Raw genomic sequence first — 22,419 nt, 5'->3', positions numbered from 1 at the left:
GCAAATGTAACCAATGCTATAATTATTTACAATTAAAATCTTTTTTTGAAAATTTGTTTTCCGGTTTCTTTACTATATGCACGCCAAGTACCCGATTGTTTTCCTTTTTTAAACTGCCCTTTTAATTTTAATTTTCCATTAGAATAGTACATTTTAAAATCACCATCTAACATGCCGTCGTCTAATTCTACTTCGAATTTTAAGGTTTTATCATCATAAAACTCTTTGTATTCTGATGTGCTTAAATCTGGAGGGTGAATTTCAGGAAGTATAAAAGCAGTATCAGCATTTAATTCTATAACGGAATCTTTTTGAGGTTTTATTTTTTCAAGAAGTTCTTTCTTTAGCTGAATCTCTTTCTGAAGTTCCTCAGATAAAACTTTTGGATTTTGATATGAAGTCGTTATGTTAGTTTTAAATAATCCTCCATCTGATATTAATTGTAATCCCATTTGAGAAAAACAAGTGATATAATTCTTGTTCTTTTGAAGTTCTACTCGAGTTTTTCTATCTGAAATGTCTAATAATTCATTGTAGATTAAAGGAGTGTTTATGTAGGTGTAAATACTAGATTTTTTCTCAAAATGATAGTTGAATTCTTCAAATTTATCAGAAGTATTTAATGTATAGCCAGTAATATTATCATTAATAATTGATTTAAGAGTATTCGGACTCGTGCTAAAAACAACATAATCATCAATAATAGTGAAATAGGGTTTTTCCATTTTAGAGAACATGTTTCCAGCCAACATTTTAAAGAAACCTTTTAGATCAAAAAAGTTTATTGGATAACCTTGGTAATTTATCTGTTTGTACTTTAAAGGAGTATTTTCTTTTATTTTACTCAGTACGTGCTGTAAGTTTTCTTTAGCATCATCAATATCATCAGTTTTAATAACAACAGCGATGTCTTTTTTGTTTTTTGATAGAGCTGAAGAAAAATGAAGTAAAGCTATTTCATCACCGATCCAACTATAAATATGTTTTTTTAGGTTGATATCAAGTTTTTCTTCGATAGCTTTCGATTGATTGGAGTAGATTTCAAATTGTTTCGGATTTTCTTTCTGAAGCTCTTCAACATTATTATGAAATTCATCAAAACTATCAAATCCAATACTAAAGTAAAGTGAGGTGTTTTTGGGTGCAATTTTAGCAACAGTTCTCTTTCCTTTACCCGATTTTTGAATAGCCTTTAAATAGGTTTGCGATGTTTCGTTTACATTCGTATAACCTATAGCTTGTATAATACTACCTTCAATTAACGAAACGTCAAAGCCAGAATAGTATAGCGTATTTTTTATATTGTTATAGTAAGTTAAATCAGATGCTTTTGTGAAACAATTTAAAAATTGATCCAGGTATTTGTGTTGTATAAAAACATTGAAAAATCCACTGTCATCCGTTTCTTTTTTTATTTCTACAAAATTAACATCTCGTCCAATTTTTGGATTTGTGTATTGATTGATTGAGTTTTCAACCAATACATGAGTATACGAAGCAATTAATTGATTTTTAATAAAACTAATATGTAGCGTTTCTCTTTTCTTCTTATCATAAAGTTCAATTATTTCATGTTCTTTAAAAACTCGTTTGGTAACTTTAAAATTATCACCTGCTAATTTTGAAATAGCAGTTTTAAGAAAACGTAATTTCGATAGTTTTTGTAAATCAGCTACATACAGTAACCCGTACTTTTTGGGTTTATAAACATGAACAGAAATTAATAAATCTCTTTCACCAATAAAATCAATAATATTCTTTTGATCTTGAAAAGTTTGATCGAAACTAGCTACGTTTTTTGAAGCTTTTTTAATTGAAGTATTTGTTTGGAGATGTTTCCAAATTGGGCTAGCGCTCACTTCATCCCAAGTGTCTATTGGTCGTTTTGTGTCAATTACAAAAACAGCGTCTTCGGGTATTAAATAAATCGGATTTATATTGTCTTCTTCGGCTAAAGAAAATACATAAACTTGATATAGGATAAAACTAAAAAGGGCTGCTAAAACAGCCCATATTATCTTTTTTTTCATACTACAATGTATGTGCTATTAAACTTGTAAAACTCCCAAATTAAATTGCTTTTCAATAGGAGCATGATTAGCAGCGTCAATTCCCATACTAATCCATTTTCTCGTATCTAACGGATTTATAACTGCATCTGTCCATAATCTAGCAGCTGCATAGTAAGGAGAAATTTGCTCGTCATATCTCGATTTAATCTTGTCAAATAATTCAGCTTCTTTCTCTTTGGTAATTTCTTCACCTTTGTTTTTAAGAGCTGCGGTTTCAATTTGTAATAATACTTTGGCAGCTGAAGCTCCGCTCATTACAGCTAACTCAGCACTAGGCCATGCAGCAATTAAACGAGGGTCGTATGCTTTACCACACATGGCATAATTACCAGCTCCGTAAGAATTACCAATAACGATTGTGAATTTAGGAACAACTGAATTACTTACAGCGTTTACCATTTTAGCTCCATCTTTAATAATTCCACTATGTTCAGATTTGCTTCCTACCATAAATCCAGTTACATCTTGTAAGAATACTAGCGGAATTTTCTTCTGATTACAATTAGCAATAAAACGGGTAGCTTTATCTGCAGAGTCGTTGTAAATAACACCGCCAAATTGCATTTCGCTAGGTTTTGTTTTTGCTCCTTTCGATTTTACAATTTTACGTTGATTGGCAACAATACCAACTGCCCAACCATCAATACGAGCATATCCAGTAATAATGGTTTGTCCATAGCCAGCTTTGTATTCATCAAAATCAGAATTATCTACCAAACGATGAATAATTTCCATCATATCATATTGCTCATTACGAGCTTTAGGTAAAATTCCGAAGATTTCTTCTTCATTTTCTTTTGGAGGTAATGCTTCTTTACGATTAAAGCCTGCTTTGTCATAATCTCCAATTTTATCCATTAATTTTTTAATGGTGTCTAAAGCATCTTTATCATCTTTAGCTTTATAATCTGTAACTCCAGAGATTTCGCAATGTGTTGTGGCTCCTCCTAAAGTTTCATTGTCTATAGCTTCACCAATAGCAGCTTTTACAAGGTAACTTCCTGCTAAAAAGATACTTCCAGTTTTATCTACAATTAAAGCTTCGTCACTCATAATAGGTAAGTAAGCACCACCAGCAACGCAACTTCCCATAACAGCAGATATTTGGGTGATTCCCATGCTACTCATTACCGCATTGTTTCTGAAAATACGTCCGAAGTGTTCTTTATCAGGAAAAATTTCATCTTGCATTGGTAAATAAACCCCTGCAGAATCTACTAAGTAGATAATAGGTAATTTATTTTCGATAGCAATTTCTTGTGCACGTAAGTTTTTCTTTCCTGTAATAGGAAACCAAGCACCTGCTTTAACAGTAGCATCGTTAGCAACAACTATACATTGTTTGCCACTAACATATCCCATTTTTACAACTACACCTCCAGAAGGACATCCTCCATGTTCTTTGTACATTCCTTCACCCGCAAAAGCTCCAATTTCAATAGCTTCTTTGTCACTGTCTAATAAATATTCAATACGTTCTCTTGCAGTAAGTTTTCCTTTAGCATGGTGTTTGTCAATTCGTTTTTGACCTCCGCCTAATTTTACCTTGGCAAAACGTTGGCGTAAATCTGATGCTAAAAGTTTATTGTGATCTTCGTTTTTATTGAAGTTTAAATCCATAGAAGTTGTTTGTTTTTAGGTGTGCTAAAATAATAAAATCGTAAGAGATTTCAAGTGTGTTATTTGTAAGAGTTTATAATTGAAGCTACTGTATTTTCAATTTCTTCATTACGAAGTACTCGATTTAATGTTCTTGGTTCTGCAACTCTTTCTGTGCAATTTTTTACGCTACAAGTCTCGCAAGTAACTCCTACGGTTTTTGTAGTAAAAATTTCTTCATCAAAAAATTGAATTTTGTTTTTTAAATGTGGAGATAATAATAAACCAATACTTATACTTCGACTTATGTTTTCTTTAAAAGGATCTTCTGATGCAGCTGATAAAACTAAATATTGATTTTTAGTATTTTCATAAGACGATATTTGAATTCCATAAGAAGACTTTTTACGATTGTCATTTTCTAAATCTTTTATGGTTTGAAGTGATACCCACCTTCTGCAATAATGTTCGTTATTTCTATTACCATGTGGAGTTTGTTGTTGTGTAATATGCAGTTCTTTAGTTAACCTAAATGAAGGAGAATTATGTTTGTGTGTAAAACGTAAAAAGAATAGGTTTTTAATATTAAAATGTTTAGGTAAAATATTCGTTAAACGTTGATAAAATGTTTCATCTGAACAATTATAGCTTTTAATTATTTTGTGTAATTCTATCGGTTTCCATTCTTTTTGAGCAAATAAAGATGTTAGTTTTTTAACAATATTATTCTTAGGAATTACTATAGCACCAGCAAAATAAGAAGCTATAAAGTTGTTTAGAACTTGATCGAAACTATCAAATTTTATCCAAGGAAAAGTATAAAGCCTATCGGTTATATTTAAATAGTTGTAGGCAATTTCTTTTGCGTAAATAAAAGTTTTTTGAGCTTCGGTTACTGTGTTATAAACTAATAAAACCTTTTTAGCGGGAATGAATATGTTTCTTAATTCTGAAAGATTTTCGTGTTTAGATAATTCTTTGTTATCTATAGTATAACCATATTCTTCAATTAAAATTTCTTCTAAGTCTTTTGAATATAGTGTTTTGTTAAGGTCTAAGTGATATGACTTAGCGAACTCAATAGCTTTTTCTTCTATGTCTTCAAAATAGTTGTTATGTGCTTCTTGATATGATCTTAACGCTGCTAAGAAAAAACTTTCTCGGGTTAAATTATAGTTTTGAGAAATTTTAATAATAGTACTTATAAAAGCATTCACTTTTGCAGGTGCATTTGCAATTATGTCTATTAAGTTATTTTCTTTTATTCCGAATAAGTCTAACGGAATTTCTTTTAAAATTTTTGATTGTAAAATTTCTCCAATAGGAGCAAGGTTTTTATCAAGTTTTAAAGAAACTAAATGATCGTAGGGTACTTCTAACTTTTCAGAGAGAGTAATAATCTTATCGGTTTTTGGGTACTTTTTCCCTTTCTCTATTTCATTTAAATACGATTTCGATAAACCAGTAAGTTTAGCTAACCCGAAGAGTGATAGTTTTTTATCGCTACGTATTTGTTTGAGTTTTAGACCGAAAATTAGTCTGATATATTCTTCTTCCAAGATATGATTATTAAAAAATTAATAATTCAAAGGTATAAAAATTAGCAGATTCGTAAAAATTAGAGAAAATAAAGTATTTAGCGAACGTTCGCTTTTTTGTTTTTGTTCTTTTTTTTAATATTGTATCATACTAATTATAACAACACAAAAAAATGAGTCAAAATATCTTAACAACACAAATAGTTACCAAAGGTTTTAATGAATTAGAATATTCTAGTATTTTGACTGATGAAGCCAAAGAGTTTTTGGTAGCACTTCATGAGAAGTTTAATAAAAAGAGGCTTCAATTATTAGAGGAAAGAAAAATTACTCAAGCATATTTTGATGCAGGGAACTTTCCAAACTTTCCGGAAGAAACTAAAGAAATTAGAGAAGGAGATTGGGTTTGTGCAGAATTACCTTTCGATTTATTAGATAGAAAAGTAGAAATTACAGGACCAGTTGATAGAAAGATTATTATTAATGCTTTGAATTCTGGAGCAAAAATGTTTATGGCAGATTTTGAGGATAGTAATTCTCCAACAATAACAAATGCTTTAGACGGACAAATAAATTTAAGAGATGCAGTAAACAAGACAATTTCTTATGTGCATCCAAGGACTGGAAAAGAGTATTCACTTTTTAAAGAAACAGCAACATTATTAGTAAGACCGAGAGGGTTACACTTAAATGAAAAACACTTTTTAATTGATGGAGAAGAAACGTCTGGATCTTTGTTAGATTTTGGATTGTATTTCTTTCATAATATTAAAACATTATTAAATAAAGATAGCGCTACGTATTTCTATTTACCAAAACTAGAACATTATTTAGAAGCACGTTGGTGGAATGAAGTATTTGAATTTGCTCAAGATTATTTAGAAGTACCACAAGGAACTATTAAGGCAACTGTTTTGGTAGAAACTATCACTGCAAGTTTTCAATTAGACGAAATTATCTACGAATTAAGAAACCATATGGCTGGTTTAAACTGTGGTAGATGGGATTATATTTTTTCATACATAAAGAAATTCAGAAATCACAAAAATTTCTTTGTACCAGATAGAGCACAAGTTACGATGCAAACTCCTTTTATGGAAGCATATTCGTTACGAGTAATTCAGGTTTGTCATAAAAGAGGTGTACATGCTATAGGTGGTATGGCAGCACAAATTCCTGTAAAAAACGATGAAAAAGCAAATGCTTTGGCTTTCGATAAGGTAAGAAAAGGAAAAGAGAGAGAAGTAAAGAATGGGCATGATGGAACTTGGGTTGCACATCCAGGATTGGTTCCGTTAGCGTTAGAGATTTTCAATGCAGGAATGCTTACAAAAAATCAAATCCATGTAAAGAGAAATGATGTTGAAATTTCTGAAGCAGATTTGGTTGAAACTCCAATAGGAAATATTACCGAAAAAGGAATTAGAGAAAACATCAACGTAGGAATTTTATACATAGAATCTTGGTTAATGGGGCAAGGAGCAGCTGCTTTATACAACTTAATGGAAGACGCAGCAACTGCCGAAATTTCTCGTACTCAGTTATGGCAATGGTTGCATAATAACGAAATGTTAGAAGACGGAAGAACTTTTACAGAAGGAATGTACGAGCAGTTTAAAAAAGAAGAATTAAAAAAGATTAAAAATTTGGTTGGTGAAGAACGATATGAATCAGGAAAATTTGCTTTAGCTATTGAGTTGTTCGACTCATTAGTTTTATCAAAAGATTTTGAAGAGTTCTTAACCTTACCAGCGTACAAGTACTTATAAAAACAAAGAAAGCCCCTAAATGCGGCAACATTTTCAGGGCTATAAATATTAATAATTCAATAACTTATTAACAACACAAATTTATGAAAAATTTAGCTCAGAGTAGTTATAGTTCTGCATTAGAAACTGTAAGAAATCTTAAACAGAAGTATGGTAATACATGGAATGCGGTAACTTCTGAGAGTGCAGCAAGAATGATCACTCAAAACCGTTTTAAAACGGGACTTGATATTGCTAAATATACAGCTACAATTATGCGAGAAGATATGGTAGCTTACGATGCCGATAATTCTCAATACACACAATCATTAGGTTGTTGGCATGGTTTTGTTGCACAACAAAAAATGATTTCTGTAAAAAAACATCATAAAACTACTAGTAAAAGATATTTGTATTTATCGGGTTGGATGGTTGCTGCTTTACGTTCTGAGTTAGGGCCTTTACCAGATCAATCAATGCACGAAAAAACAGCTGTTCCTGCATTAATCAAAGAGATTTATGATTTTTTAAAACAAGCTGACGCGGTTGAGTTAAATGATTTGTTTAGACGGTTAGATCAAGGTGAAGATGTCCAAGATCAAATAGATAATTTTGAAACACATGTTGTACCAATTATTGCTGATATTGATGCTGGATTTGGAAACGAAGAAGCTACGTATTTATTAACTAAAAAAATGATTGAAGCAGGGGCTTGTGCAATTCAAATTGAAAATCAAGTGTCAGATGCTAAACAATGTGGTCATCAAGATGGAAAAGTAACTGTGCCACATGAAGATTTTATTGCAAAATTAAATGCTATTCGTTATGCATTTTTAGAGTTAGGGGTTGAAGACGGAATTATTGTAGCTCGTACTGATTCTGAAGGAGCGGGATTAACACAAAAATTACCTGTAAGCCAAGAACCAGGAGATTTAGCATCTCAATATTTAGCTTTTGTAGAAGCTGAAGAAATTACGATTGATGAAGCTCGAGAAGACGATGTATTATTAAAAAGAGAAGGGAAATTAGTACGCCCTGTTCGTTTACCAAACGGGTTGTACAAGTTCAAAGACGGAACAAATATAGATAGAGTTGTACTTGATTGTATTACAAGTTTACAAAACGGAGCAGATTTATTATGGATTGAAACTCCAACGCCGCATGTTGGTCAAATTGCTCATATGGTAAACAGAGTTAAAGAAGTAGTACCAAATGCTAAATTAGTATATAATAACTCTCCATCATTTAACTGGACATTGAATTTCCGTAATCAAGTTTATGATGCAATGCTAGCTGCTGGTGAAGATGTTTCTGCTTATGATAGAAATAACTTAATGGATGTAAAATACGATGGATCAGAATTATGTAAAAGAGCAGATGAGAAAATCCGTACTTTTCAGGTAGACGGAGCAAGAGAAGCAGGTATTTTCCATCACTTAATTACGTTACCTACATACCACACAACTGCGCTTCATATGAATGATTTAACTGAAGGATATTTTGGTGAAGAAGGAATGTTGGCTTATGTTAAAGGCGTGCAACGTCAAGAAATTCGTAAAGGAGTTTCATGTGTAAAACATCAAAGAATGGCTGGTTCAGACTTAGGAGATGATCATAAAACGTTCTTCTCTGGAGATAATGCTTTAAAAGCAGGAGGAGCTAAGAATACTTCTAATCAGTTTGGTGGAGTTGAAAAAAAAGTAACTCAGGAAGCTGTAGCAGTTTAAAATACGTATAATTAATTTAGTTATATCTTAATTTCCCACCTATGTTGGTTTGTATAAGTTGTTTGTTTAGTAGGTGGGAAATTTTACCTAATAGAATTTATATAGCAATAGCTGTTTATAAATTTTTGTTTTGAAGCAAAAAGCTCCCAATTGGGAGCTTTTTTTATCTTAAAATTAATTTCATTTTAATATCACTGCGTTTGTAAGGAGAATTTTCTTCTACAGGAATTTCAATAAAACCATATTTTCTGTATATATAAATTGCGTTTTCTAACTTTGTATTAGAATAAAGAATTAGGTTGTTCAGGTTTAATTCATTTTTTGCAAAATCAATGCAGTGTTGCATTAATTTTTGACCTATTTTATGTCCACGATGATTAGGTGAAACAGCCATTTTTGTAAGCTCAAAAGTCTCTTCTTTAGGCATTAAAGCTACAGTACCTACAATCTCATTATTTAGTTTAGCAAAAAAGATATGTCCTCCTTTATTAATAATATACTTATCAGGATTGCTTAATACTTCTTCGTCAAAAGGTTCTACGTAAAAGAATGTTTTTAACCATTCTACATTTAAATCATAAAAATACGAAGCGTAGTTATCTTCATAAGTAATGATTTCTACTGGATTTATTACTGTATTCATATGGATATGTTCTATAATGGCTTCACTAAAGCCCTTCTTGTTAAATTTAGTTTCTAAAATATTTAAATGTTCAATTAATGAACTTGATTCAATTTGAGTATACTCTTTAATAGTATGCTCAATACTATTCCAAATAGGAGTTACTTTTTGAACCAGTTTTTTTCCTTTTTCAGAAAGGTGAATTATTTTTTTACGTTTATCGCTTTTGTCTTCTTTTAATTCAATAAGCCCTTTTTTAACCAATTTATTAATAGCTTGAGTCGTGGCAGGTTGCGTGGTTCTTAAGCTGGTATTGATTTCTGTATTGGTTACACCGTCTTTATTTTTAATAATCTTAAAAGTAGGGAAGAGGTAGGGGTCAAAATCAATATGAAAAGTGTCGTACACAATTTGTGTCTCCCTCATCATATATTCACTCACTCGTTTTAATCGTGAGCCCATTCCTATTTCTCCAATACCTTGTAAAGCGTCCATTTATTAATGATTAAGTATTTATATAAGTGCTTATACAAAATTATAAAAAAATATGATAACTTGAAAGTTAATTACTTGTTAATAATTTACCTAGAAGATATTTTCCATGGTAAATAAAAAAATAATTTATATCTTTGTTGAAATTTTAAAACTAATTAATCATGAAAAAAAACAAAATTATCTTTTACGTATCTACAGGACTATTAACTTTAATGATGTTGATGTCGGCAGGAATGTACTTTTTTAACAATGCAGAAATCGCTAAGTTGTTTGAGGCATTCGGATATCCAACTTACATTATTTACCCTTATGGTATAGCTAAAGTTTTAGGATTAGTAGCACTGTGGTTTTTTAGAGGTAAGTTTTTAAATGAATGGGCATATGCTGGATTTTTCTTTGCATTCATTTTAGCATTCTTTGCGCACTTTATGATTGGAGATGGAGAACAAACAGGAGCGTTAATTGCCATGGTACTTTTAATTACATCGTACATTTTTAGCAAAAAAATAGATGGCTAAACAACAAGAATCAATAGTAAAGTTAACGACTAAGAACTATTTAGCAGAGGCGAAGATGCGACAACATTTTGCCGTCATAGACGAACCTATAAAAGCTGGAGGTGATGATAATGCGCCAACACCTGTTGAATATTTATTAACTGCCATAGGCGGATGTGTATCTATAACATTGCGTATGTATGCAGAGCGTAAAGGATGGGATTTAGGTGAAATTACCGTAAACGTTCGTCAGAAAGAAGAGTTAACTTCAGAAGGAATAAAGAAATCTCTAATTGAGGAGATTTCTTTTGAAAAGGAAGTAACCCCTGAGCAAAAAGAAAAATTATTAGAAATCGCAGGAAAATGTCCTGTGGCAAAAATGGTAAAAGGAGCAACTCCAATTACAAGTAACATCGTATAAAATAACAAGTAAAATGAAAAAAATAGCAGCATTTGCAGGTAGCACAAGTTCAACATCTATCAATAAACAATTAGCTACTTATGCAGCAGCACAATTAGGAAATGCATCATTTGATGTATTAGATTTAAACGATTATAAGGTATCTATATTTAGTGAAGACGAAGAACGTGAGAACGAATATCCGGCAGGAGCTGAATTGTTTAACAATGATTTAGATAAATATGATGGATTTATAGTGTCTTTAGCTGAACATAACGGTTCATATGCTGCAGCATTTAAGAATTTATTCGATTGGGCATCTCGTAAAAACAGAGAAGTATTTAGAAACAAGCCGGTATTGGTAATGGCTACTTCTCCAGGAGGTAGAGGAGGAGCTGGAGTATTAGGAGCAGCTACAGGAACTTTTCCTCATATGGGAGCAAAAATAACTGGAAGTTTTTCTCTTCCAGGATTTTATGATAACTTTAAAGAAGGAGAAATTGTAATTGAAGATAAAAAGAATGAGCTAAAAGAAGCAGTGGCAACTTTTGAACAAGCTTTGTAATTCATTTACAGGTAACAATAACTAACAAAAAACAACACACTTATGGCTGAGAATAGAGAAATTACAAAAGAGTACAGTAATGCGGATTTAAGGGTTTATTGGAAACCAAATACCTGTATCCATGCTAAAAAATGTTGGAAAGGCTTATTGCAAGTTTTTAATCCACAAAACAGACCATGGGTAAATATGGAAGGAGCAACCACCAAACGCATTATGAAGCAAATTGACGAGTGTCCTTCTGGAGCTTTATCCTATAAAATGAAGAATGAAGCTGTTGAGGATACTCAGCAAGAAACAGAAGTAAAATGTATGGAAAATGGTCCGTTAATGGTGATGGGTGATGTTCATATTACCAACTCAGATGGTTCCACAGAAAAGAGAACCAAGGTCACTGCATTTTGTAGATGTGGAGCTTCTACAAACAAACCATTTTGCGATGGTAAACATAATGATGTAAATTTTGTAGGCTAATGGAAGTTTTACAAGAAGATAATGGTAAAAAAGGGGAGTTTTATGTTGAAGTAAATGGAAGTAGAGATGCCTTAATGACCTATACCTGGGCAGGAGAAGATAAGATTATTATAGATCATACTGAGGTTAGAGATAGTTTAAGAGGTCAAGGTGTTGGATATAAATTAGTAGAAGCTTCCGTTAACTTTATGAGGGAGAAAGGAATAAAGGCAATTCCGTTATGCCCATTTGCCAAAGCTGTTTTTACCAAAAAGACCGCTTATTCAGATGTATTAGCTTAGTGTTTTCAGTTGTAATATATTCCTTGGTAAATAAATTTATTTTTCGTAATTTTGTACTCGTAAGGAGGTAAATATGAAGATTACATTGTACGGAAGAAAAGGTCATGCACATACAGTTGCTTACAAGAACTTTTTAAGATCTGCAGAAGTACCTTTTGATTACAAAGATGTATCAGAAGATGAAGCAGCAAGAGAACATTCAAGAGAATTGTATGACGGTGTGGTAAAGTATCCAACATTGTTTGTAAATGATGAAGTGTATTTAACACCTACATCAGATACTTTTAACAAAGTAATGCACGATTTAAAATTAAGAGGATAAAATTATAAGTGATTTCGAGGCATCGAAATAGGGTTAAAGAGTAACGTAAATGGGAGATATTTCAAAAGATATTAATTCAACATTTCCAAATAACAGAGTGAAAGCTTTTATCAATATAAAATATACAGCAAATTGGATTAGTAGTAGGGAGAATGAATTTTTTAAGCCTTACGGAATATCACCACAACAATACAATATTCTTAGAATTTTAAGAGGAGCTAACGAGCCAACAAAAGTTCAGATTATTAAAGATAGAATGATTGAAAGAGCTCCAAACGCTACACGTTTAATGGATAAGCTATGTGATAAAAAGCTTATAGCACGTGTTCGTTGTGATCATGATAGAAGAGTGGTGTTTATTAGCATTACAAACCAAGGATTGGAATTGTTAAAAGCAATTGATGATAATATCGATTTTGATTTTATCGATAATCTTACAGAAGAAGAAGCTACACAATTAAGTAATTTGTTAGACAAAATAAGATAAAGATTCTTCCTGTGTTTCAGGAAGAATCTAAACAAAAAAATTTACAATAATATTTTCCAAGGAAAATAAAACTATGGTAAATAATCTAGAACCCTTAGTTGAAGGATTATTAAACATTAAAAACAAGAACGCATGAAGAAACTAAAAACAATACAACATAAAGTAAGAAGCCCATTAGTAAATATGGGACCAGTAAGGCTAAGACAACCATTACCAACTGAAGGAGTAGAAATGGTAGATCCATTTTTATTGTTACATCATTATGGTCCGTATGCAATAAGTGCCTTTAACAATCCATTTGATTTAGGTCCGCATCCTCATAGAGGATTTGAGCCAATAACCTTACTATTTAAAGGAGAACAATTACACCGAGATTCTTTAGGGAATGAAATGTTGGTAAAAGCTGGAGATGTACAATGGACTACAGCAGGAAGAGGAATTATTCATGCTGAAGGTCCATCAAAAGAATTTGTAGAAAGAGGAGGGAAGTTAGAAGGAATTCAATTATGGTTAAACCTTCCGGCAGAAAAGAAAATGATGCCTGCAAACTATCAGCATTTAAAAAGTGAAGACATTCCAGTTGTTGAAAATGAAGATAAAACAATTGCTTTAAATGTCATTGCTGGAAATCTAGGGGATGTCACAGGACATATAAAAACACAAACGGAAGTTAATGTGTTTACTATAAACGCAAAAGATGCTGGGAAAATGTTAGTTGACGTCCCAATGAGTCATGAGTCGCTAGTGTATTTATTAGATGGAGAAGTAATGGTTAATGATGAAGTAACTCTTAAAAAAGGAGCAACGCAAATGCTAACTTTCCATCATGATGGTACAGCAATAGAAATAGCAGCAAAACAAGAAAGCACTTTGTTAGTGCTGTCTGGGAAACCTATCAAAGAAAAAGTAGCTTCTTGGGGACCTTATGTTATGAATACTCAAACTGAGATCATGGAAGCGATTCGAGATTATCAAAAAGGAAAAATGGGATATTTATATTAGAAGAGCATTCAATTTAATCTTTTAAAAAACCTCGTAAACAACACGAGGTTTTTTATTATATAAAAAATTGTATCTTGCAATTTGTTATGCACGCATAATAAAAAACAAAAACTATCAACAAAATGACAAAATACAAACACATTTTCGAGCCCTTAGATCTTGGATTTACCACACTTAAAAATAGAATTTTAATGGGATCGATGCATACGGGGTTAGAAGAAGAAAAAAATGGTATTGAAAAAATAGCTACTTATTATGCAGAGCGTGCAAAAGGTGGAGTAGGGTTGATAGTTTCAGGAGGTATTGCACCAAATATTCAAGGATGGACGGCTCCTTTTTCTGCTCGTATGAGTACGAAAAAGCATGCAAGAGAACATAAAAAAATTACAGAAGCAGTTCACAAAGAAGGTGGTAAAATTTGTATGCAGATTTTACACTCAGGACGCTATGGGTATCACCCTGTTAGTGTAGCTCCTTCTAAAATTCAAGCGCCTATAAATCCGTTTAAACCGTTTGCTTTAAAACAATCTGGTATACGAAGAACCTTAAAAGACTTTGTAAACTGTGCAAAATTATCGCAAGAAGCAGGGTATGATGGTGTAGAGATCATGGGGTCTGAAGGATATTTAATAAACCAATTTATTGTTACTAGAACCAATAAAAGAACCGATAATTATGGAGGAAGTTATGAAAACAGAATCCGTTTAGCGGTAGAAATTGTTCGTAAAACGCGTGAAGCCGTTGGAGAGAACTTTATTATCATTTACCGTTTATCAATGTTAGATTTGGTAGAGCAAGGAAGTTCTTGGGAAGAGGTAGTACAATTGGCTAAAGAAATTGAAAAAGCTGGAGCTACTATTATCAATACAGGAATTGGTTGGCACGAAGCTCGTATTCCTACAATTGCAACTTCAGTTCCCAGAGCAGCATTTACTTGGGTAACTAAAAAAATGAAAGAGGAAGTATCAATTCCTTTAGTTACTTCAAACAGAATCAATATGCCAGAAACGGCAGAAGAAGTATTGTCGAGAGGAGATGCAGACATGATTTCAATGGCACGTCCGTTTTTAGCAGATCCAGAATGGGTGATTAAGGCAAAAGAAGAGCGTGATGATGAAATTAATACCTGTATTGCTTGTAATCAGGCTTGTTTAGATCACGCATTCCAAAAGAAAGTAGCAAGTTGTTTGGTGAATCCAAGAGCTTGTCATGAAACAGAATTAAACTATTTACCTACAGATAATAAAAAGAAAATCGCAGTCGTTGGAGCTGGACCAGCAGGATTAGCAGCGGCTACGGTAGCAGCTCAAAGAGGGCATGATGTAACCTTGTACGATGCAGATAGTGAAACAGGAGGGCAATTTAACATAGCAAAACAAATTCCTGGAAAAGAAGAGTTCTATGAAACGATTCGTTATTTCAATAAGCAAATTGAATTGCATAATGTCAAATTAAAGTTGAACACAAGAGTAAATGCAGATGATTTAGCCAGAGAAGATTTTGATGAGGTTGTTTTAGCTACCGGAATCACGCCTCGTACTCCTCGTATTGAAGGAATAGAGCATGAAAAAGTATTAAGCTATATAGATGTTGTAAAACATAAAAAAACAGTAGGTAAACGAGTAGCTGTGATTGGTGCTGGAGGTATTGGTTTTGATGTTTCAGAATATTTAGCCCATGAAGGAGAAAGTACTTCTCAAAATATTGATGCTTGGTTGCAAGAATGGGGAATTGATAAAACCTTAGAAGCAAGAGCGGGTATTGAAGGTGTACAACCTGAGTTTTACCCTTCGCCAAGAGAAATCTTTATGTTCAAACGTAGTAAAGGAAAATTCGGAGGTAACTTAGGAAAAACAACAGGATGGATTCACCGTGCTGTATTAAAGAAGAAAAAAGTACAGTTTATCAATGAAGTTCAGTACTCGAAAATAGATGATCAAGGATTACACTATGTTCAAAATGAAGAACAAAAAGTGTTAGATGTAGACAATGTTATTGTATGTGCTGGTCAATTACCATTTAAAGAATTATTAGAGCCTTTAGAAGCTAAAGGAATTACAACGCATGTAATTGGAGGAGCAGATGTAGCTGCTGAATTAGATGCAAAGAGAGCAATAGACCAAGGTAGCAGATTAGCTGCTAAGCTGTAGTTTATAAATTTAAAATCAAGTTGTAAGAAAGCTCGTCGAAATTGACGGGCTTTTTTATTTTAAATAATAGCCAAACTCGGTAAACTTGTTGGTCTTTAATTCATTTTTAGAAAAATACTCGATAATTTGGGCAATTGCTGGGTTTCGTAAACTCTTACGAGGATACGCAAGCCCAACTTCTCTAAAGTACCTCGGGCCGTTGTACTTTTTTATTTCAAAACCATACCATCCATCAACAAAAGCTTCGGGAAGAAAAGTAACTCCTAAACCGGCCATAAGCATTGTTAAGGTTTCGGTTTTCGTAGAACAATTTGCTATAGTGAGCATTTTATTAGTTTCGTTGTTTAGTATAGATAAGCATTGCTTATGCGCTTCACACGGAGGGCAATGAATGAAGGTTTCCTTTTCTAAATCGCTCAACTCTATGATTTCTTTATTAATTAAAGGATTGTCGTTCGGAATACATAAAACATAATCTTCTTTCCATAGAGGTAAAAACAAATCCTCTTCATGCTTCCATTCTCGAACCAGCAAGTTTATTTCATTTTCTCGTCCGATATCTTTCGTAACCCACTCTACCGACTCACAAAGGTTAGTAGTTGTTCTAAAAAACTGTTGTTTATGTTCTTGGGGTAAACTTTCTGCAACGCCTATTTGAATTTTGTTATTGAACTGACGCTCTTTAAAAATGTGACTTAATGAATTCATTTCTCCTACCAATCGCTTCGCAATAGGATACAAATAATGAGCTTCTGTTTTTAATTCTACTCCTTTTTTATGACGAATAAATAAGTTTTTATCCAGTTCTTCTTCCAATTGTTTTATTCCATTTGAAATGTTTGGTTGAGAAACGAAGCATCGTGTGGCCGCTCGAGTTAAATTCTTTTCTTCATAAACGGCAATAAAAAATTTCAATAATCTAGCATCCATAATCTATAATTATGATAAATATAAAAAAATAGTATTTTGATTGTCTTTTGTTTCAATATAATTTTGTCAAAGATTTGAAAATCAATAATTAATTGTTGATAATTCAAAAATATCATTAATAATTTTTATATCAAATACTAATGAGAAATAAAGTTTTAAAAATCAAATTATTAACAATATTAATAGTAAATATTATGTTTAACGTACATGCACAAACAAAGAGAAGTGATGCAACTTATGAAGTTGTTTATCAAGAAGGAATTAATAAGGTAAGTTTTTTAAGTGAAGGAACAAGGATTGCAGGAAACCTTTTCATACCTAAAAATTATACAGCAGAAGGAAAACTTCCTGCTATCATATGTATTACTCCTGCAAGTGGAATTAAAGAACAAACAGCCGGTATATATGCAGAAAAATTAGCGAAAGAAGGTTTTGTAACTTTAGCTTTTGATCATAGAACCTATGGAGAAAGTGGTGGTTATCCAAGAGGTATGGAGAATGCTCCTATGAAAGTTGAAGATATTAAAAATGCTATTTCTTTTGTTGGAACAGTGACTGGAGTAGATAAAACTAAAATAGCTGAATTAGGAATTTGTTCTGGAGCTGGATATAGTATTCAAACAGCTATTTTTGATCAGCGCGTAAAATCGGTTGCAACCGTAAGTGGTTTTGTTGATTTTATCGATTATGGTTTAGGAGGAGCAACACAGTATAGTGATGTTTTAAAAGGAGATAAAGTAGCACAATTTCAGCAACAAATTAAAATGGGAAGTGATGCACGCCAAAAATACTTTGAAACAGGTGAGGTTGTTTTAGTAGATGGTATTCCAGTAAAAGGATCGGGAATGGGAACATTTTGGGACAGAGCCGCTGATTATTATAGAAACCCTAAGAGAGGTGGACAGTTTGCTACCTATAGTCCTTTAAGAGCTGCGATGTCTTTAGATACACGTTACTTTTTTAATCCAAGTGAGCAAATGGAATTAATGTCAGACAGACCTTTTTTAGCCATTGTTGGAGAAAATGCGCTTTCGGCATATTTTAGTGAGGTAGCTGTAGAGAGAGCAAAGGGAAGTAAAGAACTATTTACCATAAAAGAGGCAACACATTTTGATTTATATGACCAAGAAAGATATGTAAATCAAGCAGTAATAAAGCTAAAAGATTATTATACAAAGACACTTAATGTAACGAGTAAAGTAGCTGCTACGATGAATTAATTTCCATCAAAGTAAAACTAGATAGAAAGAAAAGTTTAAAAAAGCCTGTTTGATTATTTAAACAGGTTTTTTATTGATGGAATAAGTGGTCAAAATAAGAGCGTAGATGCTAACTACCTTACCATTCTTACAGAATTAATATTACCATGTTCATCATATTCTTTTATAGAGTTTGACGGATCTACGATCCAGTTTCCGTCCACAATAAACTTATAATGATGTTTTCCAGAAGGTAATTTTGCTGTATAGCTCCAACCATCGGTTGTTTTTTCCATTTTAAAAGCGTTTTCAGACCAATTATTAAAAGAACCAGCTAAGATTACTTTTTCAGCATTTTTAAAACCTTGTAAGTGAAATTTTACATGAACAGAGATATCAATCAAAGAGTTGTATTCTCCAAATTGATTAGGAACTCTAAAAGGATTACTAGGATCTTCCATCCAATTTCCATCTACAATAAATCGATATTCATATCTGTTAGGTTTTAATTGTAGTATAAGCTTCCAACCATCGTTTGTTTTTTTCATTTCAAACAACTGTTCGTTCCATTTATTAAAGGACCCGGTAACAATTACTTTTTTGGCGTTTTTATAGCCTTTAAGCTTAAATTTAGTGTTTCCGTTTTTGCTAGGATAGGCACTATATATCTTTAAATTATAGGTATAGTAGTTATAATACCCATCTGTAGCGGGAGTTATATTACTAATGTTTTCCGAAGGTTCGGCCCAAATACTATTGTTAATAATGAATTTGAATTCCCAATCAAATTCGTCCTTAAAGTCGCTTATCTTTTTTCTTAATTCATATACATATTTAGAAACCCTAGTCATTTTCCAGCTATCTCTAGACCATGAATTAAAATTACCTGAAACCACTACATTCTTTATATCAAAATCATCAAAATCGAGTTTTTCTTTGGTTATTTCATTGGTTGCCTCAGAATAATCTCTTTCATCAAATGTAAAAACAACATAATCTCCTTCTATTTTATAACCTTTTATAGCTTTTTCCTGAGCCAAAATATTCTGACTCCAAAAAGCGATAATGCATAAAGTTATTTTAAAAAAATGTGTCATGTTATTTTCTTATCAGAGGATAATTAATAAAATATAGTTTCTCCTTTTTATAGTTAATGATAACTCTTTTTTGTAGAAAAAAGTCATGCCCCAAAACACCATCTAAATTTGTGCCAAAAGCTTTGTTCATATTGTTGAGGTTGGTTAGAATAGTTTTCATAGGACCAAAGTAAATTTGATCACTAAGTTTAACTCTAAACAAGTTTCCATACAAGGCTTCAATACTTCTTTTACTAGCACCTACAAGTTTTACTCGTTTTTTAGGATAAAAATGTTGCAGCACATTTTTATGAACTCTTTTACTTATTTGGTTGAATTCTGCTCCAGAATCTAATCCAAATGTAATTTTTTCGTTGTCAATATAACCGTTTAAAACAATGGTGTGTTTTTTTAGTTTAAAATTTAAAGAATCAACAATTTTTTCTAAGTATACTTTTTTATTCAAAGTATTACCAGAAGCATCTATTTTAGTCAGTGTAATTTGATTTAAATATAGGTCTATAAAAACCTCATAATCTTTTAAAACACTAAATCCGATGATACCTAGTAGTTTAATTTTTTTACTTTTTTCTATATGAGATAAATCAATAATATCAGATCTTTTATTGTGAAGTGTCATTTCTTTTAAGGACATTTTTTTGATTCTTTTCTCAAAAATATCATCAACAAAATCAATTACACCTGTTGTAGTTTCTTGTTTCTCTTCAAAAGTATAGGTTTTAAAATGTACTTTATTCAAAAGCATTGTCTCAGAACCAGTATCAATTATAAATTGTCCTTTTTTATCTTTTATAGTACCTTCAATAACTATCAGTCGATCTACAAGTTTAAACGGAATTCTAGTAGAGTGTTCGTTTATAATTTTTGCATTTTTAAAACGAATGGGAATAGAGTTTATAATAATTTCATTCTCATTCATAGAAAAAGAAGATTGACAAAATAATAGAAAGAATACTATTGGTACTAACTTAAACATACAATAAAGACGCGTTCTAAAGAGAATGTGTTACATATTTTCAAAGATATAGATATTAAAAAGATTAATAAATCTAAGTTATACAGAAAAACAATATAATTATAGGTTGTTTTAGAACTACCATAAATTTAGAGTAGCGTTTTTATTATTTTTGCAGCTATGAGTAACCTAGCTGAAATATCCAAGTTTTTTGAAACAGAATATCCGTTAAACAAAGAAGGTTTAGAAGAGCTTCTTTCTTTTTTTAAAACAAAAACTTTTCCAAAAGGGAGTCAGCTACTTAAGACAGCTCAGGAAGAAAAACAGCTTCGATTTTTAAATACGGGTGTTATTAGAGAATACTACGCAACCTCAGAAAAAGAAACGAACATTAATTTTTACACCAGTCCACAGTTCATAACAGATTTATCATCCTTTATGAATAATTCTGAAACTAATAAGTATCAAGAGAGTTTAACAGAAATAGAAGTGTTGTGTATAGATAAAAGTGTTTTTCGTAAGCTGCTTCATAAATACGAATGTGGAAAATCATTTATTGATTTATCATTTCAAAAATTATTAAAACATAAGGAGCTACTTGAGTACAATAGAGTAACCAAAACAGCCGATGAATTGTATAAAGAGTTGTTAATTTATAAGCCTAATTGGTTGGAGAAAATTCCGCAATATCATATTGCCTCTTATTTAAATATTACCCCAGAAACCTTAAGCAGAATTCGAAAAAGAATTTCTTGATTTGAATCAATGGAATTAGATAATTGACAGACTAATTTTGTGCTTTCAAAAGATGAAATCATGAAATTATATCCTGTTAGAAAGTTACACTTAGATGGTTTTTTCCCAATGAATTGTTATGTGTTGGAAAGGAATAATAAGTGTTTTATCATTGATCCAGGTTACCAAAAAGAAACCATACAAGCATATATAAAAAGAGAAAAGCTAGAGGTTATAGGGATTCTCTTAACTCATGCCCATATAGATCATATAGAGGCTTTGGACTGCTTTAATGTACCTGTATATCTTCATGAAGAAGAAGTAGAAATCTTATTGAATGATAATCTAAATGGTTTTGGCTATTTTAAAAAACAAAAAGCGTACGATATAAACAAAATAGAGGTTGTTCCTATCAATGAAAGTTCAATTGTTGAATTGGAAGGACATGAAATATCGGTTATCTTTACTCCAGGTCATACTAAAGGAGGTGTATGTTATAAAATAGGACATGATATATACACAGGTGATACACTCTTTGAAGGATCGGTTGGAAAATGGGATCGGCCTACAGCAAATCTCGAACATCTTAAAGAATCCGTACTTAAGTTAATAGATAAGCAACCAGAGCATATGCTCATTCATCCTGGGCATGGAAGCAGTAGTACAATAGGTACAGAAAAAAGATTCAACCCCTTTTATGCAGAGTGGAAACAAGAACAACTAATTAATATTTAAATCATGAAAATACAACACTTTAGAAACGCCACAATGACTATTGAAACTGAAAATGATGTCATATTAGTAGACCCAATGATAGGGAAAAAAGGCACAATGCCACCGTTTACATTTTTTAGATTTAAACCAAAGAGAAATCCTATTGTTGAATTACCAGATAATTGTAGACCTATTTTAGAAAAGGTAACACACTGTTTAATTACTCATTTACATCCAGATCATTTAGATAAGGATGCTGAAGCATTTTTAAAAGAAAAAAATATTCCTGTTACTTGCAGTATAAAAGATGAAAAGGAATTAAAGAAAAGAGGATTAAATGTCGTTCAAGCTATTGATTATTGGAAACGAACTGATTTTTTAGGAGGAAAAATAGAAGGAATACCGGCACAACATGGCTATGGATTTGTAGCAAAACCAGCTGGAAACGTAATGGGGTTTTATATAGAATTACCCAATGAGTTATCAGTATACTTAAGTAGTGATACTGTTTATACAGAGGCTGTAGACAAAGTATTAACGGAATACAAGCCAGAAATTAGCGTTGTGGCAGCTGGTTCAGCACAGTTTGATATTTTTAAGCCATTATTAATGACAGTTGAAGATGTTGTAAAGTTTATTAAAAATACACCGTATAAAACTATTGCCAATCATATGGAGGCGGTGAATCACTGTCCGACAACTCGTGTACAGTTAAAATCAGTTTTAGAAAAAGAAGGATTATTAGAGAAAACATCAATTCCAGAAGATGGAGAAATTTTAGAATTTAATATTAGTAATGTTTAAAATACATAA

At 31.9% G+C, this 22,419-nt stretch carries 22 protein-coding genes; 15 read left to right on the top strand and 7 right to left on the bottom strand.

Annotation, left to right across the window (positions count from 1 at the left end):
• Nucleotides 1-32 precede the first annotated feature (32 nt).
• From WH52_RS06035 to WH52_RS06025, 3 genes are read right to left on the bottom strand one after another with little or no spacing between them, the layout of a single operon-like run.
• On the bottom strand, nucleotides 33-2,030 hold the full coding sequence (locus tag WH52_RS06035) for a DUF3352 domain-containing protein (protein ID WP_086030046.1): 1,998 nt from the start codon (nucleotides 2,028-2,030) through the stop codon (nucleotides 33-35).
• Nucleotides 2,031-2,048: 18 nt separating this feature from the next.
• Nucleotides 2,049-3,692 carry an acyl-CoA carboxylase subunit beta gene (locus WH52_RS06030; RefSeq protein WP_086030045.1) on the bottom strand — a complete coding sequence of 548 codons (1,644 nt, stop codon included), beginning with the start codon at nucleotides 3,690-3,692 and terminating at the stop codon, nucleotides 2,049-2,051.
• A 59-nt stretch (nucleotides 3,693-3,751) separates the two neighbouring features.
• Entirely contained in the window at nucleotides 3,752-5,230 is a 1,479-nt protein-coding gene (locus WH52_RS06025; RefSeq protein WP_086030044.1) for a helix-turn-helix domain-containing protein, read from the bottom strand.
• A gap of 152 nt (nucleotides 5,231-5,382) precedes the next feature.
• Between WH52_RS06025 and aceB the strand changes: the two genes are divergently transcribed.
• Together aceB and WH52_RS06015 are read left to right on the top strand one after the other, a co-directional pair.
• Nucleotides 5,383-6,978: a malate synthase A gene (gene aceB, locus WH52_RS06020; protein ID WP_086030043.1), complete on the top strand. Its 1,596-nt coding sequence runs from the start codon at nucleotides 5,383-5,385 to the stop codon at nucleotides 6,976-6,978.
• Between the two features lie 83 nt (nucleotides 6,979-7,061).
• Nucleotides 7,062-8,684 carry an isocitrate lyase gene (locus WH52_RS06015; RefSeq protein ID WP_086030042.1) on the top strand — a complete coding sequence of 541 codons (1,623 nt, stop codon included), beginning with the start codon at nucleotides 7,062-7,064 and terminating at the stop codon, nucleotides 8,682-8,684.
• Between the two features lie 163 nt (nucleotides 8,685-8,847).
• Here WH52_RS06015 and WH52_RS15085 read toward each other — a convergent pair whose 3' ends face one another.
• Nucleotides 8,848-9,801, bottom strand: a complete 954-nt coding sequence (locus tag WH52_RS15085) for a bifunctional helix-turn-helix transcriptional regulator/GNAT family N-acetyltransferase (RefSeq protein WP_086030041.1) — start codon at nucleotides 9,799-9,801, stop codon at nucleotides 8,848-8,850.
• Nucleotides 9,802-9,962: 161 nt separating this feature from the next.
• On the opposite strand from WH52_RS15085, the gene WH52_RS06005 reads away from it, so the two are divergent.
• The 9 genes from WH52_RS06005 to WH52_RS05965 all read left to right on the top strand — a co-directional run bounded on the left by WH52_RS06005 (nucleotide 9,963) and on the right by WH52_RS05965 (nucleotide 15,976).
• Nucleotides 9,963-10,319 carry a DoxX family protein gene (locus tag WH52_RS06005; RefSeq protein ID WP_086030040.1) on the top strand — a complete coding sequence of 119 codons (357 nt, stop codon included), beginning with the start codon at nucleotides 9,963-9,965 and terminating at the stop codon, nucleotides 10,317-10,319.
• A complete protein-coding gene (locus WH52_RS06000) occupies nucleotides 10,312-10,719 on the top strand; it encodes an OsmC family protein (protein WP_086030039.1) in 408 nt (135 codons plus the stop codon). The genes WH52_RS06005 and WH52_RS06000 overlap by 8 nt, the downstream gene beginning before the upstream one ends.
• A 13-nt stretch (nucleotides 10,720-10,732) precedes the next feature.
• Nucleotides 10,733-11,263, top strand: coding sequence for an NADPH-dependent FMN reductase (locus tag WH52_RS05995; protein ID WP_086030038.1), 531 nt, complete (start codon nucleotides 10,733-10,735; stop codon nucleotides 11,261-11,263).
• A gap of 42 nt (nucleotides 11,264-11,305) precedes the next feature.
• Entirely contained in the window at nucleotides 11,306-11,734 is a 429-nt protein-coding gene (locus WH52_RS05990; RefSeq protein WP_086030037.1) for a (4Fe-4S)-binding protein, read from the top strand.
• A complete protein-coding gene (locus WH52_RS05985; RefSeq protein ID WP_086030036.1) occupies nucleotides 11,734-12,015 on the top strand; it encodes a GNAT family N-acetyltransferase in 282 nt (93 codons plus the stop codon). Before WH52_RS05990 ends, WH52_RS05985 begins: the two co-directional genes overlap by 1 nt.
• 73 nt (nucleotides 12,016-12,088) lie before the next feature.
• Complete coding sequence (locus WH52_RS05980) at nucleotides 12,089-12,337, top strand: glutaredoxin family protein (protein ID WP_086030035.1); 249 nt, start codon at nucleotides 12,089-12,091, stop codon at nucleotides 12,335-12,337.
• A 49-nt stretch (nucleotides 12,338-12,386) separates the two neighbouring features.
• Entirely contained in the window at nucleotides 12,387-12,824 is a 438-nt protein-coding gene (locus tag WH52_RS05975) for a MarR family winged helix-turn-helix transcriptional regulator (protein WP_086030034.1), read from the top strand.
• A 132-nt stretch (nucleotides 12,825-12,956) separates the two neighbouring features.
• Nucleotides 12,957-13,826 (top strand): pirin family protein, encoded by an 870-nt coding sequence (locus WH52_RS05970; protein ID WP_086030033.1) that lies wholly within the window; start codon nucleotides 12,957-12,959, stop codon nucleotides 13,824-13,826.
• A 122-nt stretch (nucleotides 13,827-13,948) separates the two neighbouring features.
• Entirely contained in the window at nucleotides 13,949-15,976 is a 2,028-nt protein-coding gene (locus tag WH52_RS05965) for an NADPH-dependent 2,4-dienoyl-CoA reductase (protein WP_086030032.1), read from the top strand.
• A gap of 54 nt (nucleotides 15,977-16,030) precedes the next feature.
• On the opposite strand, the gene WH52_RS05960 is transcribed toward WH52_RS05965, so the two are convergent.
• Nucleotides 16,031-16,906: a LysR family transcriptional regulator gene (locus WH52_RS05960; protein ID WP_086030031.1), complete on the bottom strand. Its 876-nt coding sequence runs from the start codon at nucleotides 16,904-16,906 to the stop codon at nucleotides 16,031-16,033.
• 194 nt (nucleotides 16,907-17,100) lie between these two features.
• Here WH52_RS05960 and WH52_RS05955 point away from each other — a divergent pair, with 194 nt between their 5' ends.
• Nucleotides 17,101-18,126, top strand: coding sequence for an alpha/beta hydrolase (locus tag WH52_RS05955; protein WP_086030317.1), 1,026 nt, complete (start codon nucleotides 17,101-17,103; stop codon nucleotides 18,124-18,126).
• Between the two features lie 113 nt (nucleotides 18,127-18,239).
• Here WH52_RS05955 and WH52_RS05950 read toward each other — a convergent pair whose 3' ends face one another.
• Entirely contained in the window at nucleotides 18,240-19,202 is a 963-nt protein-coding gene (locus WH52_RS05950) for a glycogen-binding domain-containing protein (RefSeq protein ID WP_086030030.1), read from the bottom strand.
• Between the two features lies 1 nt (nucleotide 19,203).
• Nucleotides 19,204-20,178 (bottom strand): pepsin/retropepsin-like aspartic protease family protein, encoded by a 975-nt coding sequence (locus WH52_RS05945; RefSeq protein ID WP_143592085.1) that lies wholly within the window; start codon nucleotides 20,176-20,178, stop codon nucleotides 19,204-19,206.
• Between the two features lie 159 nt (nucleotides 20,179-20,337).
• On the opposite strand from WH52_RS05945, the gene WH52_RS05940 reads away from it, so the two are divergent.
• Genes WH52_RS05940 through WH52_RS05930 form a run of 3 tightly spaced genes read left to right on the top strand, consistent with a single transcriptional unit; the run spans nucleotide 20,338 to nucleotide 22,410 of the window.
• Complete coding sequence (locus WH52_RS05940; protein ID WP_086030028.1) at nucleotides 20,338-20,913, top strand: Crp/Fnr family transcriptional regulator; 576 nt, start codon at nucleotides 20,338-20,340, stop codon at nucleotides 20,911-20,913.
• Between the two features lie 60 nt (nucleotides 20,914-20,973).
• A complete protein-coding gene (locus WH52_RS05935) occupies nucleotides 20,974-21,627 on the top strand; it encodes an MBL fold metallo-hydrolase (RefSeq protein ID WP_086030027.1) in 654 nt (217 codons plus the stop codon).
• 3 nt (nucleotides 21,628-21,630) lie between these two features.
• Entirely contained in the window at nucleotides 21,631-22,410 is a 780-nt protein-coding gene (locus WH52_RS05930) for an MBL fold metallo-hydrolase (protein ID WP_086030026.1), read from the top strand.
• Nucleotides 22,411-22,419 lie beyond the last annotated feature (9 nt).

This window comes from Tenacibaculum holothuriorum (assembly GCF_002120225.1).
GTDB classification, from domain to species: Bacteria; Bacteroidota; Bacteroidia; order Flavobacteriales; family Flavobacteriaceae; genus Polaribacter; species Polaribacter holothuriorum.
The sequence above is the reverse complement of the archived record's forward strand: the minus strand, read 5'-3'. Positions and strand labels throughout refer to the sequence as shown.